Consider the following 15,973-nt stretch of genomic DNA (forward strand, 5'->3'; position numbering starts at 1 on the left):
AGTGCAAGACTGATCATATGTAAAGGAGCTCTGGGACGACTTGCTCGTAGTGACAAATGGGCGTCTTTTTATAAATAACAAAACCTTTTAACTAAATGAACACCACAGATATAGCAAATTCATCTGTTCTACAACATACAATGGAGCAGGAGCAATGGACTGAAATCATTGAGCCTCGTACGCACTTATTGGATCTGCGACTACGGGAACTTTGGCGTTATCGCGACTTAGTGATGATGTTTGTTCGCCGGGACTTTGTATCAAATTACAAGCAGACTATTTTAGGGCCTCTTTGGTTCTTTTTACAGCCCTTACTGACCACGCTCACCTTTGTGCTGATCTTTGGGCAAATCGCCCAGCTTTCAACCGATGGCCTCCCTATGATCCTTTTTTACTTAGCTGGGGTAACAGTATGGAATTATTTTTCTGAAACCTTAAATAAGACAGCTACCGTTTTTAAAGACAATGCCCAGATGTTTGGCAAAGTATATTTTCCCCGCCTGACCATGCCCTTTTCCATTGTGGTTTCTAACCTGGTGCGATTCCTCATTCAGTTTACCTTATTCTTGATCGTATGGGTTTATTATCTGATTAAAAAAGATGCGGTTCATCCTAATTATTTAGTGGTTCTAACACCTTTTCTGGTGATCATGATGGGCTTATTGGCCTTAGGATTAGGAATGATCATTAGTGCTATGACCACTAAGTATAAAGACCTGATCTTTTTACTCACCTTTGGCGTACAGCTATTAATGTATGCCACGCCGGTAATTTATCCTTTAAGTAGTCTATCTGATAAATACAAATGGCTAATTCTAGCTAACCCTATGTCTTCCATTGTAGAAACATTCCGCTATGCTTTTTTGGGCTCTGGCACGTTTAACTGGGGGTATTTAGGATATAGCTTTATTGCCACAATAATTATTCTCTTAGTAGGGACTATAGTTTTCAATAAAGTAGAAAAAAGTTTTACAGATACTGTTTAAATACTAAGAGAAATAGAGCGAACGGAGGATAAATAAAGAGCATGCTTTTACTCTCTATCTAAACCCTAAGTAAATTATTATGAGCGATACTGTTATCAAAGTAGAGGAAGTGGGTAAGCTTTACAAGCTAGGTGAGATTGGTACCGGCACCCTCAGTCATGACCTGAACCGCTGGTTGGCTAGAATTAGAGGCAAGGAAGACCCTTTCGCTAAGGTGGGGGAAGTCAACGACCGTACTTCAAAAGGAGAAAGTGAATATGTATGGGCGCTCAAAGACGTCAGCTTTGAAGTGAAACAGGGCGAAGTATTGGGGATCATAGGTAGAAATGGAGCAGGCAAAAGCACACTCCTTAAGATATTATCCAAGGTTACCACTCCTTCTACGGGTAGAATAAAAGTAAAGGGCCGTATCGCCTCACTTTTGGAAGTAGGCACTGGTTTTCATCCTGAACTCACCGGCCGGGAAAACATCTTTCTCAATGGCGCCATTCTGGGCATGACCAAAACGGAAATCAAAAAGAAATTTGACGAGATCGTGGATTTTGCCGGCGTAGAGCGTTATATCGATACCCCGGTGAAGCGCTACTCTTCAGGTATGTACGTGCGCCTGGCCTTTGCTGTGGCCGCCTTCCTGGAGCCAGAGATCCTCATCGTGGATGAGGTACTGGCTGTTGGCGATGCCGAGTTCCAAAGGAAATGCCTGGGGCGCATGAAAGACGTAAGTACCAATGACGGGCGCACCGTGCTGTTCGTGAGCCACAATATGGCGTCGTTGCAAGCTATATGTAAATCAGGTCTATTAATGCGGAATGGAGCCGTGCAAATGAGCGGCAGTATCAACGAAGTCATTAGCCACTATACACATGCAGCCTTAAAGGGCATGCGCATGTGCGATCACATACGGTATTTTACGGAACAATTACGATTTACACATTTTTCCATAAATGAAACAGAAACCAGTAGTATTTCATTAGTAGGGAATAAGCTGAAAGTGAAAGCAGAGTTTATGACTACAGAGAAGATGCAGTTTGATATGGATATTCATATTAAGCAGGAAGATGTAGTAATTGCCAGCTTTGGAGGTTTTTTGCAAAAAGAATTGCCTGTTTTAACTGCTGGTGCGCATTCATTTACTTATGATATTGAATTACCTCCGCTACGCACTGGTATGTACCAGATTGACGTGGTATTTACACAGCCCTATACTCGCTGGTGGGCTATCCTGGAGAACCTGATTGAAATGGAAGTATTCAATACAGAAGCTGATACCTTTTTGAATAATCCCAATTTGAAATGGGGTAAAGTGCTGCTAAATGGCAATCCTTTAATCAAGGACTCAAATAAGTTGTCTTAAAGCATCTATATATATAATTATTACACGTAAGTATAATCGTTAGCTAAGCATTGATCTCTAGAAGTAAAGGTTTTATCAATCTTGATAATTTGGAGTGATTCAAACGTATGAAAACATTTGTTGATAGTATTCACCTGGCAATAGCTTTTGACCAAAACTATTTAACCCCTTTTTATGCTTTGATAGCATCCGTTTTTGAAAACAATAAGGGAAATCGAATTGTTATCCATTGTATTGCAACGGGATTGCAAGAAGAACAGCTAGATCAGATTAAGCAATATGTTGATAATAAAAAGGGAGAGATCTGTTTTTATACGATCGATGAGCAGGCTGCTTCGAAATTTGTTCTGGTTAGCAAATGGACTTCTGCCGTTTATTATCGCTTGTACTTTCCTTTGCTGGTATCTGCAGAAGTAAAAAAGTTATTATACCTGGATACGGATATTTTGGTGCTGCAAGATTTAACTAAGTTATTTAAAACAGATTTAGAACAATATCCGGTTGCTGCCGTCTATGATAATTATGTAAAACTGGCGCCACAGCTAGGCATTCATAAAGAAGGGGGTTATTTCAATTCAGGTGTTTTATTGATGAATATTGAGCAATGGAAAAAGCAACAAATATCTGAGAAGGCCTTTCAATTTCTGATGGATCATCCTGAGAAAATTAATTTTGTTGATCAGGATGCACTTAATGCAGTATTGATAAACAACTGGAAGCCTCTAGACAGCCGCTATAATACCATGTATTCTTCTATACCTGAGAATAGTAGCAGGAAACAATTAAGCCTTCTGACTCATAAAATTGCCGTGTTGCACTTCACGTTGCAGCGCCCTTGGCAGCTGCTTTGTCGGAATCGATACAGGCATCTTTATTTTTTTTATTTAAAGAAGTCGCCTTTAAAAAGATATAAAAAATATACAGACTTTCAATGGAAGAAGATTCCAGGTCTGGTGCAGTTGCGATTACTGGAATGGTACTATGATAGTCCATTTATTAGTAAGATCTGGCGAAAAGTAAAAACTAATCTGAATTAAAACAAATAGTATAAATAACGGAAATGACAAATTTGGTTGTCCAATCTTTTGGAAGAGAAAGTGAGTACAAACGAGCCATTTTAACGATTTTGAGCTTCTATGCTTATACCAGTGAGTCAATCGAAAATACCCAGGTTTTACTGTTCTCCGATAAACCAGATTATTTTTCTACTTATCTGGCAGGTCTACCTGTTAAACATGTAATCCTTACGCCAGAGAAGATCAAAAATATGCGGGGTAACATTGATTTCTTGCACCGCATGAAGATTGCTTTGATCGACGAATCATTTCAGTTTACTGACGGTAACCTTTTGTATGCAGATTCTGACACTTTCTTCATTAATGACCCTACGCCATTTGTTCAGCAAGTTAATGAAGATAAAAGCTTTATGCATTTGCATGAGTATGAGTTTGAATCTTTAAGAAATATGGCACTTCCTGCTGGAAAAACGTTTCGGGCTTTCCTGGAGCTAATCGAATCACAAAGTATTTTCTTAGCAGATGGAAATCAAGTTACTATAACAGCGAAACATTCTTCATGGAATGCTGGAGTAATGATTTTCCATAGATCTCACGTTAAATTTATTCCAGATGTTTATACTATAACAGACCAGTTCTATCCTTTAACGCATAATCATGCCAGTGAGCAATATGCATTTTCTATTGTTTTACAGGAAAAAACCAATCTAAAACCATGCGATAGCATGATTTATCATTATTGGCATAGAATTAAAAAGTCAATTGTAGATGAGTTTTTAGATATCCGGCTTTCTGTTGAATGGGCTGAGTTGAGCTTTAGTTCAAAGTTGGAACAGGTGAAACAATGGACAGAGCTATTGCCTGTTTTATTTACTAATCATGTCCTAACATTAAAAGACAATAGTGTACAGGCTCTCAATGAGAATAACTTTCCCACTGGTTATAAATGGGCATTTAAGGCATTTAAGAAAGGGGCTATTAATGATAAACAGTTTATTAGGGACGTTCTGTATCATGCTAAAAGACAATTAATAAAAAAATGAGTATGCCATTGATTAAAGTAGGCTTTTGTGTTGCTTATGACTGGTATTTACTGGAGTATTCCCTACCATTGATTTATCAGGAGGCTGATATTATATGCTTATCTATCGATAAGGATAGAACCAGTTGGGCGGGGACGCCATTTGCCTTTGATGAGCAAAAATTCAAACAGCTAGTGGCTTCCATCGATAATGACAAAAAAATCCGATTATATGAGGATGACTTTCATTTAGCAAACCTTAGCCCTATGCAAAATGAAGTTCGGCAACGGAATAAATTGGCTGCATTCTTGGGAGATGGCGGTTGGCACATACAATTAGATGCCGATGAGTATTTTGTTGATTTTTCAGGGTTTATAAAAGTCCTTCAAAATTATAAGGGTGCTTCTAAAGTTAATATCTGCGTTCCTTGGGTAACATTGTTTAAACGAGCTTCTAATAATTGGCTTTATGTAAATACTAGTGATGTTAACCTGATAGAATATATTCCTGTGGCAACAATGTGCCCTAAGTATGAATATGGAAGAAGGAATGGTAACTTCAACTATAAGCTCAATTACATTTTAATGCATCAATCATGGGCGCGTACAATAGAAGAAATAGAGCAAAAGGTAAGTAATTGGGGACATAAAAATGATTTTGATACGCAAAAGTTTTTGGAGTTCTGGAAATCTTTAGATGACAAAAACTATCTTGAGGTATCTAATTTTCATCCAATAGCTCCTCACATATGGCCATCTTTAAAATTGATACCTGGTACTTTAGTTGAGGACGCTATCAGCTATTTAAAAAAGCATCCACCATTTTTATTCTCTGATAAAGAGTTAAAACGGCAAAATGCTCTTTTTCGTAGTCGCATAAATGCTTTTCTAAAGAAAGTAGGAGTACGCTGATGGACGTTTCTATAATCATAATAAATTATAATACTTATCAATTGACACGTAACTGTATCAGCTCTGTAATACAGTATACTAGCGGTGTCAATTATGAGATTGTATTAGTGGACAATGCATCAATTGAGCCTGAACCTGTTACTTTTGAAGCTCTTTTCCCTGGTATAAAAGTTATCCGGTCTACTGAAAACGTTGGCTTTGCAAAAGGCAATAATTTAGGTATATCGGACGCTAAGGGGAAATATATTTTGCTTCTAAACAGCGATACCGTTCTTAAAGAGAATTCTGTTAAGATTACATACGATTACTTGGAAGCGAATCCTAAAGTTGGTGTTTTATCCGCGAGGCTAATTTTTCCCGATGGAAAACATCAATCAGTTGCTCAACGGTTTCCTTCCATCCGTTACCAGCTAATAGAACTATTTCGAATCCAGAAATTGATGTCAAAGAAACTTAGTGAACAACTTTTATTGGGAGCTTTCTTCAATAATTCGAGGAGCGTAAAAGCCGATTGGGTATGGGGGGCATATTTTATGTTGCCACGTGATATCCTTTCCAAGCTACCTGCTCATAAGTTGGACGACACTTATTTTATGTATGCAGAAGATATGCAATGGTGTAAGGATATCAGAAAATTGGGATATGAAGTACATTTTTATGCTGGCACAGAGGTTATTCATTTTATGGGAGGGAGCTCTGGGGCTAAACAAAACCTGATGCAGAAGAACAATGATCTTTTTTTAAAGCGTAACTATTCTTTTTTGCATCGATCAATGATCAAGATCTTAACTAAAATAATAACCCAATGACCGTTTCGGTTATTATACCAACTTATAATGGTGGACATAAATTGCCTAAGCTTTTAAAAGCGCTGGAGCACCAAACATTTAAAGGGTTCGAATTACTTATTGTAGTGGACGGATCTACCGATAGTACTATAGAAGTACTCAAAAATCTCCAATCAACATTACCTTTTACAGTCATTGAACAAACGAACAAAGGAAGGGCGGCTGTTCGAAACAATGGAGCAAAAGCGGCAAAAGGGCAACTACTTATTTTTTTTGATGATGATATGATGCCCTTGGATGACTGTGTAGAGAAACATTTCTATCATCATCAACAGCATCCCGTCTCTATTCTTACCGGTGGTTTGCAGGAGCCAATAGATAAAAACACACCAGACTTTTCTATTTACAAATCTTTCTTAAGTAAGAAGTGGACGGATCAGTTAGAAAGTATTAAAGACGGATTATTAAAACCGGAGAGCATATTTCTTACTGCAGCTAACTTTTCAATCAGTCGACAAACTTTTCTTGCTATAGGCGGGTTTGATGAACAGCTTTTCGATGCGGAAGATTTTGACTTGGCTGTACGAGCTGCAAAAGCCGGCGTTTACTTATATTTCAAACCAAACGTTTTTGCTTGGCATCATGATATCATCAATTGCAGTACCTATATACGTAGGCAACGGCAGTATACTATGTCCCATCAGAAACTGGTTGAGCTAAAGCCTTGGCTGAAAAAGGAAGACTTTATAAGGCCTCTACAAAAGCCTGAAGGCTTTAAAAGATGGGTATTTCTTTTATTTTGCTTTCGCTCTTGGATTAAAGCATCTGACAAAGGCCTTTTGCGATTTTTGCCCAAAAAGGTACGATACAGAGTATATGATCTTATTGTAACAGCTAATGGCGTTTTCTTTCCGGAAAAAGTACCCTTGTGATTAAAGTAACCTATATAATTTCAGATATAAATAAGGCATTAGCCTTTGAATGGACCGCACAGTATATTGATAAAAAAAGATTTCATCTCTCCTTTATCCTATTAAATCCTGGTCAATCAGATTTATTTGAGCATCTTTTAACTAGTGGATTTGAGGTAATATCTATACCGTGTAACGGTAAAAAAGATTGGCCGTTGGTACTATGGAGAGTATTTAAAATATTTAAACAACTGAAGCCTGATATTGTTCATTGTCATCTCATACAGGCTAATATTATCGGGCTTTTTGCTTCTAGGTTAGCAGGGATTAAAAAGCGAATTTACACAAGACACCATTCTTCGTTGCATCACAAATATTTTCCCAAAGGAGTATGGTGGGACAAACTTTCAAATAAGCTGGCTACCCATATTGTTGCTGTATCTAAGACGGTTCAAAACATTTTAATTGATTGGGAAAAGGCTGATGCTCATAAGGTTAAGTTAATCCCACACGGGTTTTTATTAGAATCGTTTGCAGAAGTTAATAGAGAGCGAGTTCTAGCCTTTAAAAGACGAAATGATATCAATGAATCACAATTTGTAATTGGGGTTATTTCTAGGCTCACAGAATGGAAAGGTGTTCAATATATCGTACCTGCATTTAAAACCTTTTTCCAGCGACATCCGAATACTATTTTGGTGCTATTGAACGCTCAAGGTGACTATGAAAAAGAAATAAAGCAGTTGTTAAAAGCAATTCCTGAAGCCAATTATCGTTTGATTACATTTGAAGATGACATTGCTGCTGCATACAAGGCAATGAATGTATTCATTCACGTTCCAATCGATGAACACTCAGAAGCATTTGGTCAAATTTATGTTGAAGCATTAGCCGCCAGCATACCATCTATATTTACATTGTCTGGCATTGCCGCTGACTTTATTAGGGAGGGGTGTAATGCATTTGTAGTTCCGTTCAGAGATTCTGCAGCTATTTACAAGCAATTAAAAAAGATTTCAACAGATTACGAAAACGCCAAATCTGTAGCTTATCAAGGTACTAAAGATGTACAACAACGCTTTTCTTTAGATAAAATGATCAAGTCCCTCGAAAATTTATATGACAGCTAACAAACCGTATTTCACTGTTGTGATACCAACCTACAACCGGGCCCATTTAATTGGAATGACATTGAAATCTGTACTCACCCAAACATTCACTGATTTTGAAGTCATCGTAGTGGATGATGGTGGGAAGGATGATACTGAAGCTGTGGTGAAGGCGTTGGGGAGTAACAAAGTCCAATATTTTAGAAAGGAGAATGGAGAGAGGGGGGCGGCCCGAAATTATGGCTGGCAAATAGCTAATGGTGAGTATGTCACTTTCTTAGATTCAGATGACCTTTTTTACGCTGATCACTTACAACTTGCCTATGAGTTCATGACTCAACTCCAAGAAAAGCCAAAGTGTTTTGCGCAAGCATATGAGATCAAAGATGCTCATACAGATAAAGTCATCGTCAGTGCTTATCAAACTACACAGCCCACTATTAATAACGTTCTTGTTAAAGGAAACATATTAAGTTGCTTTGGTGTATTCTTAAAGACAGAATTATTTGAAGAAGTCAAGTTTGAAGAAGATAGGCACTTTGCAGGCTCAGAAGATTGGCTGTTATGGCTACAATTAGCAGCTCGCTATCCATTCTTTTACAATAATGCTGTTTCGGGTGCTTTGCTTGAACATGATGATCGCAGTGTGCTGTCCTTTAATGAGCAAAGTTTGCTATTTAGAACAGAACATTTAAAACAAAAATTGGGGCAGGATACCGCTTTTTTAAAAACCTTTGGCCCAAGACTTCTTAAAAAGATTCATGCTCATATGTTAACTTATAGTTCCTTACATCTAGCAATGAGTAGGGAGAAACGTAAAGCTATTTATTACCTACAACAGGCACTGAAAACGGATTACAAAGAAATTTTTAATAGAAGGTGTCTAGCAATTATTAAGCATATTTTGTTTTCATGAGGTCCGAGCTGATCAAGTTATTACAATAGTATACATGTTGTAATTTATTATTAAACAGTATCAAGCATATAGTGTGACCTCCTCATTTTAAGGAACATTATCCTTCTTCAAACTAAGGCTGTTTTATCTGTAAAACTAAACCTCGATTACAGCTTCAAAAACATTAGCCTATAATATTCTTATAACGAATAACTCAAAAGCATGCTGAGAAACAAACAGCTTATGCTGAAAATAAATAGGAACTTGCGTTAATGACTAACTAAATAAACGCTCAATTGATGTAGGGTTTCTATATTTGGTGACAACGAAAATATATGAAACACCTACTTTTTTTATTACTCCTTGTCCCCTTTTTTGGGTTTAGAACTGTTACGAATAATAAACCCACAGTAGATGAACTCCCCACTTCTTTTACCGAAAAAGCCAAATATTCTAATAAGCAGGTTACTTGGTATGAATATGCTTATTGGCTGGATGGTACCTTACTAAGTGATCCTAAAAACAAAGACAAGTTCAATGACATCCTGTTTAAAAAGGTAGGTAATAAAAATTACAAGGCTCAGCTACAGGGTGCCTATGATATTACAGACTGGGGGGTAAAACGAGACTACGAGAAAGGTAGTAGTCCTAAAGAAAACTCGGCACTAATACAGGCTATGTTTGACTATTTTCCTTTAGGCTATACAGCAGCAATTTATATTCCAACTGGAAACTTCTATTTCAGTGAAAGCTTGGTATTAGATGCTAAACCGTTTCATGTATTCGGTGATAATGGCAGTATTTTCTCTCCCTACTCGTCTAAGTTGCATTTCCCAGACGGGAAAACAGGGTTATACATTAAAAGAAGTGCAAGTAATTACCAGGAAGCCATTGTGGAGAATATATGTTTAATTGCCCTAGGGAACAAAATTGAATGGGCCAGCGGAATCAATGCAAATGGGCGTGTGACCATACGTGGGTGCTATGTAAAGGGGTTTTCGCATAATGGGTTTGATATCTGGGCCAATATGGAAGGCACAAAAACAGACGCCTCAGGTAGCTATATTGAAAAATGCTTTGCCGTAGAAAATTTACATGATGGTTTTTTTGCAGGGCGCGCCGATGCTAATGCCATAACTTTTATAGGTTGTGACGCCAGAGATAATGGACGGTATGGATTTAATGATGATAGTTTTTTAGGCAACAACTTTATTTCCTGTATGGCACATTACAATAAAAAGGGAGATTACTTTGTTAGGGATTGGGGAAACGCCCGCTCTTTATTCATGGGCTGTTATTCCGAGGGCGGAAATGCAATTTCACAACTAGGGCCTAAGTCTGTAGTTACCGGAGGTATTTGGGGTACGGCTTATAGATTAGGAGACGGGAAACAACCCAAGTAGATGTGTGTCTACAAATTTAAGTTTTTGAAAGGTACTTTTAGTTCAAACAATGTTTCAGCTAATAGTAATCTAAGCAAAAGTTGGTGCAGGCTTTTGTTTAATTTCTTCCTGGTTAATCTTAGTCTTCGGAGCTCTTAATCTGCCTTGCCTGTATTTTTCAAATGGTTGTAAAAAGTATTTGTTCACTGCAATAGAAAATAAGATTGTCAATAAGACCAGCGGTAGCCCAGTTCCAAAAGGCTTTGGAAAGCTATTTACATTAACAATAATTGATAAAAGAGCATGCCCTAAATACATGGGGTAACATAGGTCTCCTAAGAACTTGTCAACTTTATTCTTTGAAAACCTGTAGAAAATAGCAGGTGAGAATGCAAAAATAGAACTAAAAACAAGTATATCATTGATTCCAGAGGGAAGGTATCTATAAGAAAATAGGAGGGAAATAACAAACAAAAGCAAGATAGCTCCATTGGAAGCACCAGGCAGTCTATTTTGTTTTACCAACTTATAAGACAACACTCCTAACAAAAACCAAAAAAATTCGGTTGGCGCAAAGCGGTAAATTGTAAACCCCTTATTCGCACCTGCAAACTCAAACAAAAGGAGTCTTATTCCTAATATCAAAATTATGGAAGCGACTACTGTTTTTATTCTTTTTGCTAACACTAAAGGAGATAAAAAGTAGAAGATCAATTCAACGGCAACTGTCCAGGCAATAGGTATAAATAATAGTTCTTGTAGTTGAATATTTTCTTGTAAGCCTAAAAAATGAAAGTTGCCGTCACTTTTATTTATGCTAAAAAATGTAACAATATCTTGACCTATCAGTGTAAGGTTAGAGAGAAATACTGTAACAAGCGCTACTATGCTTTGCGGTGATTGGGTATATAATTCATAGTAAAAACGAAACTTGCCCCAATCTCCTAATGTCAACCCAAAAGTAATACTAAGTAGCGCTACCAATAGCACCACTAAAAAGTAAAGAGGATATAATTTTAAAAATCGGTTAGAAAGAAACAAATAGTTTGGCCTTGTTGAATAGATATATTTCTCATTGTAAACAAAGGCCATTAAGAATCCAGATATTATATAAAATGACTGAACAGCTAAGTAACCTGGTACTAATTCTATCCCAAAGAGTGGGCTAGAATGGACAATAACAACAGCTAGTGCTAATAAAAAACGAATTGTTCCCATAAGGGATATCTAATTTAGGCACAAATATATTCCAACCATAAGCATATATCCTATTCCCATTTATGATAATATTTTATCAAGAAACACATAAATGCATATAGCTTCAATGTGAGTCGTTACAATCAAATTCGGATATTTTACCGCTAGTAAAAAAAGCCGAATTTGAGTAATAGCGACATTCGCATTTCATAATAAAAGTACAGCCTAACTCAGTAACTTTAATTATGGCAGTAAGTTATACAGCCTGTGTTTGTTCCCGTATCTCAATCAGATGTAGTTTACTACTTGTAATTTCCCTATATTTTTTGTTGCGGATGTTTTGATAACAGAATGCTTGTGTTTTAATTGCAAAAACCATTTTTCTAAGCACTCATATGGCAATTAAGAAAGTAAAGTTGTAGTATGATTTAGTCTTATTGATTAAAATAGTAGACAATTAAATAAATTAAGGTGGAAAGGTAAAATTATAAGTACATGTTTACTATTAATAAAAAAAACTTCCAATTGTCCTGCTTAAAATCTTCAATTATTCGCAAAACTGAGAATTGGAACTATTTAATTACTTCTACAAATAGCACGATAGCCTTTTGCAAGCTCAAAATGGCAGTTAATAATTACTAGGAGCGGTAAAGTGCTTATAATTATTGATTTAAAGAGGAATAGCTTTTTTTACGGTCGGGTATAAATTGACTCATTTCAGCTTTCTTTGTGTCTTGTCCCTTGCTTTTTTTTAAAAGAGCTTTTCCAAGATCAATCACAACAAAAATTAATAAGGCAATTGCAATCAAGATAGAAAGTGGAAATGTTGTCTTGTGAAATAAAGTGGCATTTGGTGCTAAAGCCACATTAGGTTTACTATATTGAATTTCTGAAAATACATCTCTGAATTTTTCCTTAGTTATATGGCCTTCGTAACCTGTATATAGCTCATTATTTTTAATTAGCTCCTCCAACGACTTCCTGCCTTTGGGAAAATGCGGCTCTAAGTTCGGATCAAAGTAATACCACTTCCCATTTAGATTTGCTTCCAAAGCAAAATGTCCCTTTAAACCTACTTTACGATAAGGTACGCCAATTTTTTTTAAAGCGTCAGCTAACACAATCGATACCTGGGAGCAGGCAGCGTTCGGGAATTTTAAAATGTCATTGGGTATGACAACTGCGTCTAAATCGTCCCAAACAAGATTCCCCGCTAAGTAGCTTATCCAATTGTGCCGAAACGAATATGAACTGTAACCATGAAAAAAGCGATAAGAAACAGTCCTGCTTAAAAGGCGTACATAATCCAGTGTATGACGGTTCTCTTTACCTAATGAGTCATCTGCATAGGCAACAAAGTCGCCAATGCTTTGCAGTTTATAGAAAAGTGAAGGGTCATAATTTTCCCATTCATGCCCAAATTTTATATTGATGTTCTGGTTGGGGGGAGGAAATAGCCAATATCCTGCCACCAGGAAGATAAAAAGAGTATAAGCAATAAGCCTAAAGATTTTTTTCATAAGTACTGGCAGCATAAAGCAGTAAATACAGTTTTTATTCTTAGTTATTGGTGTTAGGATTTTCTAACGTAAAAAATCAACTACAAATTTAAGTATATATATATACTTCAACGTTAAAAAATCAGCGCATAGGCGCTTGCTTATTGAATATGTCAAGATTCAGTTTAAAAAAGTTATGGCGTAAGATAATTTTAATCTCAACCCCGTTTATTGGCTAAAATAGGCACAATACAGCTGTTAAAGTGGAAGGTTGGAAAAATACAAATAAGTAGAGATCAACAGAAACGTCAAGGCCGCACTCGGATAATCATGGCTAAACGTAAAAATACAGCCTTCGGCAGTCATCAACTTACAAACAACTTTTATTTTCAAATATTTAATCTGATTGATTTACCTTTTTTAACTGTTGTTAAGGTATTTCTTTTATGGAAAATAAATTGAGACAGATCTACAAGAATATAAATGACTAAAGCAAAAGGTAACAATATAGAAGCAAGGAAAGTTACTCTATGAAATATGGTGGCATTCGGAGCTAAGGCCTCATTGGGTTTTCCATAGTCAATTGTCGAAAATACATTATTGTATAGCTGCAGAGAAATGTGGCCTTCATATCCCAGGTACAATTCCTTATTTCTAATTAACTCATCCAATGACTTAATACCTTTGGGAAAATGAGGCTCCAGGTTCGCATCAAAAAAATACCACTTCCCATCCACGTTGGCCTCTAAAGCAAAATGCCCCTTTAAACCAACTTTCCGGTAAGGAACGCCAATCTTTTTCAAGGCAGCGGCTAATACAATCGATACCTGGGAGCAGGCAGCGTACGGGTACTTCATAATATCATCCGGTATTACTACGGCATTCAAATTAGACCAAATAAATTGGCCGGATAAGTAAGAAATCCAGTTCTGTTGAAAAGTGTACGTGCTGTAACTATGATAGAACCGAAAGGAGATGGTTTTGCTTAAAAATTGCACATAATCCAGTGTCTGTCGGTTATCCTTTCCCAAGGAAGCGTCAGCATAATTGATTAGGTCATTTACACTACGCAGTTGGTAAAGAAGTGTGGAGTCGTAGTTCTCCCATGCATGTCCTTGGCTTCTATCAATCGTTTCATTTTTAAGTCCATACTTAAAATAACTTAGTATTAGACATAGGAGAGCTATGTAAACAATCAATCGAAGCACTTTCTTCATACAGACTGGTGTTAATAGGTTGATACATGTTAAATCAAAAGGGGTAGGGGCTGCAGTATTGATAAGGCCAGAAAGCTTACAGGCTTAAGGAGGGATTATTGTCGGTAAGATGATGTGATCGTTTTTCCTTACTTGATCCAAAACATTTTTCACAGAGGTAGTTCGCAGCTTTGGCTTAGCTGCTGGTAAAGTGAATTCACAAGGCGAGGTCTAAATAAAAGGTTGGCGCTATAGCCCTATTAATTTTTAAATTTAAAATTAATATATTTAATTACCTCTGGTAAGCGATAGGACAATTAAAATGAGAATAGTATAGAAGTAAAGGTAGAAAAGATCTAAGGAATGGTGTTAGCGTATGATCTCTTGACAGAATAAGGTAATTCCGATCTCTATGTAGGCCGTAAGTACTACATCATGAGCGATACAGTTATCAAGGTAGAAGAAGTGGGCAAGCTCTACAAGCTGGGCGAGATTGGCACCGGCACACTGAGCCATGATTTGAACCGTTGGTTTGCCAGGATAAGAGGCAAAGATGACCCCTTTGCCAAAGTAGGCGAGACCAATGACCGCACCTCAAAAGGCTCCAGCGACTATGTGTGGGCGCTCAAAGATGTGAGCTTTGAAGTCAAACAAGGAGAGGTAATGGGCATTATTGGTCGCAACGGGGCGGGTAAATCCACCCTCTTAAAAATCCTTTCTAAAGTTACTACCCCTTCACTTGGTAGAGTCAAAATCAAAGGCCGCATAGCCTCACTGCTGGAGGTTGGCACCGGTTTTCACCCTGAACTTACGGGGCGGGAAAACATCTTTCTTAATGGCGCCATCCTGGGGATGACCAAAGCGGAAATCAAAAAGAAGTTTGATGCCATCGTGGATTTTGCCGGTGTGGAGCGCTACATCGATACTCCAGTAAAACGCTATTCTTCGGGGATGTATGTGCGCCTGGCCTTTGCCGTAGCTGCCTTCCTGGAGCCCGAGATCCTCATTGTAGATGAGGTGCTGGCTGTGGGTGATTATGAATTTCAAAAGAAGTGCATCGGCCGAATGAAAGAAGTCAGTACGAATGACGGCCGCACTGTACTCTTCGTCAGCCATGATATGCAGGCTGTTTCTACTTTAACGGCTAACTCTATTTACCTGAAAAACGGTACTATATCTTCAATCGGCCCCACAATGAAGGTCATCAATGAATATATTGAGGCTACCAAGGCTAGGGATAACATTTATCTTTCAACCAAACCGGCTTCAGTTCCCCATATTAAAAGGGTCGAAATAAAAACCTCGCTTCCCAATAACGTGCATGAATGTACCGCACCATTAGCATTGGAATTCATCGTAAATACTCCTTCTCCTATAAAAGATGCCTGTTTTTCATTTCAGATTATCGATTCCAAAGGAAGAAATTATGTCCATCAATGGATTTTTGATTGCGATATGCCCTATGGCAGAGAAAGCGGCCAATACAAGCTGATCTGTGCCATACCAGCTATCAAGCTTTACATGGGTAAGTACTATTTACGATGCTACTTTTCGGAACCACCAGGGGGTGCCATGTTTGAAGTGCTGGAAGATATATGCCCTTTTGAAATGGTGATGTATAAGGTAATACGTAATAAGTTTCAATGGTATCCTGATGCTTGTGCCTATCTGGAAGAGGCAAATTGGAGTATTAAAAAACTACTGTAA

Annotated in this window: 14 protein-coding genes; 11 read left to right on the forward strand and 3 right to left on the reverse strand. The window is 37.5% G+C overall.

Annotated elements, in window-relative coordinates; all coding sequences use genetic code 11:
• Nucleotides 1–95 precede the first annotated feature (95 nt).
• The 10 genes from SY85_RS20165 to SY85_RS20210 all read left to right on the forward strand — a co-directional run bounded on the left by SY85_RS20165 (nt 96) and on the right by SY85_RS20210 (nt 10,395).
• Nucleotides 96–986, forward strand: a complete 891-nt coding sequence (locus tag SY85_RS20165) for an ABC transporter permease (RefSeq protein ID WP_226998914.1) — start codon at nt 96–98, stop codon at nt 984–986.
• 79 nt (nt 987–1,065) lie between these two features.
• Nucleotides 1,066–2,340 carry an ABC transporter ATP-binding protein gene (locus SY85_RS25195; protein ID WP_082886628.1) on the forward strand — a complete coding sequence of 425 codons (1,275 nt, stop codon included), beginning with the start codon at nt 1,066–1,068 and terminating at the stop codon, nt 2,338–2,340.
• 107 nt (nt 2,341–2,447) lie between these two features.
• On the forward strand, nt 2,448–3,377 hold the full coding sequence (locus SY85_RS20175) for a glycosyltransferase family 8 protein (RefSeq protein WP_066406903.1): 930 nt from the start codon (nt 2,448–2,450) through the stop codon (nt 3,375–3,377).
• 23 nt (nt 3,378–3,400) lie between these two features.
• The gene (locus SY85_RS20180; RefSeq protein ID WP_066406905.1) at nt 3,401–4,399 is read left to right on the forward strand and encodes a hypothetical protein; all 999 of its coding nucleotides are present in this window, start codon (nt 3,401–3,403) and stop codon (nt 4,397–4,399) included.
• A gap of 2 nt (nt 4,400–4,401) precedes the next feature.
• Nucleotides 4,402–5,289 carry a hypothetical protein gene (locus tag SY85_RS20185; protein WP_066406906.1) on the forward strand — a complete coding sequence of 296 codons (888 nt, stop codon included), beginning with the start codon at nt 4,402–4,404 and terminating at the stop codon, nt 5,287–5,289.
• Nucleotides 5,289–6,098, forward strand: a complete 810-nt coding sequence (locus SY85_RS20190) for a glycosyltransferase family 2 protein (RefSeq protein ID WP_066406911.1) — start codon at nt 5,289–5,291, stop codon at nt 6,096–6,098. Before SY85_RS20185 ends, SY85_RS20190 begins: the two co-directional genes overlap by 1 nt.
• Nucleotides 6,095–7,009 carry a glycosyltransferase family 2 protein gene (locus tag SY85_RS20195; RefSeq protein ID WP_066406912.1) on the forward strand — a complete coding sequence of 305 codons (915 nt, stop codon included), beginning with the start codon at nt 6,095–6,097 and terminating at the stop codon, nt 7,007–7,009. The genes SY85_RS20190 and SY85_RS20195 overlap by 4 nt, the downstream gene beginning before the upstream one ends.
• The gene (locus tag SY85_RS20200) at nt 7,006–8,118 is read left to right on the forward strand and encodes a glycosyltransferase (protein ID WP_066406913.1); all 1,113 of its coding nucleotides are present in this window, start codon (nt 7,006–7,008) and stop codon (nt 8,116–8,118) included. The genes SY85_RS20195 and SY85_RS20200 overlap by 4 nt, the downstream gene beginning before the upstream one ends.
• On the forward strand, nt 8,108–9,013 hold the full coding sequence (locus SY85_RS20205; protein ID WP_066406915.1) for a glycosyltransferase family 2 protein: 906 nt from the start codon (nt 8,108–8,110) through the stop codon (nt 9,011–9,013). The genes SY85_RS20200 and SY85_RS20205 overlap by 11 nt, the downstream gene beginning before the upstream one ends.
• A gap of 314 nt (nt 9,014–9,327) precedes the next feature.
• On the forward strand, nt 9,328–10,395 hold the full coding sequence (locus tag SY85_RS20210) for a right-handed parallel beta-helix repeat-containing protein (RefSeq protein ID WP_066406921.1): 1,068 nt from the start codon (nt 9,328–9,330) through the stop codon (nt 10,393–10,395).
• Nucleotides 10,396–10,464: 69 nt separating this feature from the next.
• Here SY85_RS20210 and SY85_RS20215 read toward each other — a convergent pair whose 3' ends face one another.
• The 3 genes from SY85_RS20215 to SY85_RS20225 all read right to left on the reverse strand — a co-directional run bounded on the left by SY85_RS20215 (nt 10,465) and on the right by SY85_RS20225 (nt 14,287).
• Entirely contained in the window at nt 10,465–11,592 is a 1,128-nt protein-coding gene (locus SY85_RS20215) for an acyltransferase family protein (protein ID WP_066406923.1), read from the reverse strand.
• Between the two features lie 641 nt (nt 11,593–12,233).
• Nucleotides 12,234–13,091 carry a hypothetical protein gene (locus tag SY85_RS20220; protein ID WP_148661249.1) on the reverse strand — a complete coding sequence of 286 codons (858 nt, stop codon included), beginning with the start codon at nt 13,089–13,091 and terminating at the stop codon, nt 12,234–12,236.
• 368 nt (nt 13,092–13,459) lie between these two features.
• Nucleotides 13,460–14,287, reverse strand: a complete 828-nt coding sequence (locus SY85_RS20225; protein WP_066406933.1) for a hypothetical protein — start codon at nt 14,285–14,287, stop codon at nt 13,460–13,462.
• Nucleotides 14,288–14,701: 414 nt separating this feature from the next.
• On the opposite strand from SY85_RS20225, the gene SY85_RS20230 reads away from it, so the two are divergent.
• Nucleotides 14,702–15,973, forward strand: coding sequence for an ABC transporter ATP-binding protein (locus SY85_RS20230; protein WP_066406937.1), 1,272 nt, complete (start codon nt 14,702–14,704; stop codon nt 15,971–15,973).

The organism is Flavisolibacter tropicus, assembly GCF_001644645.1.
Classification (GTDB): Bacteria; Bacteroidota; Bacteroidia; order Chitinophagales; family Chitinophagaceae; genus Flavisolibacter; species Flavisolibacter tropicus.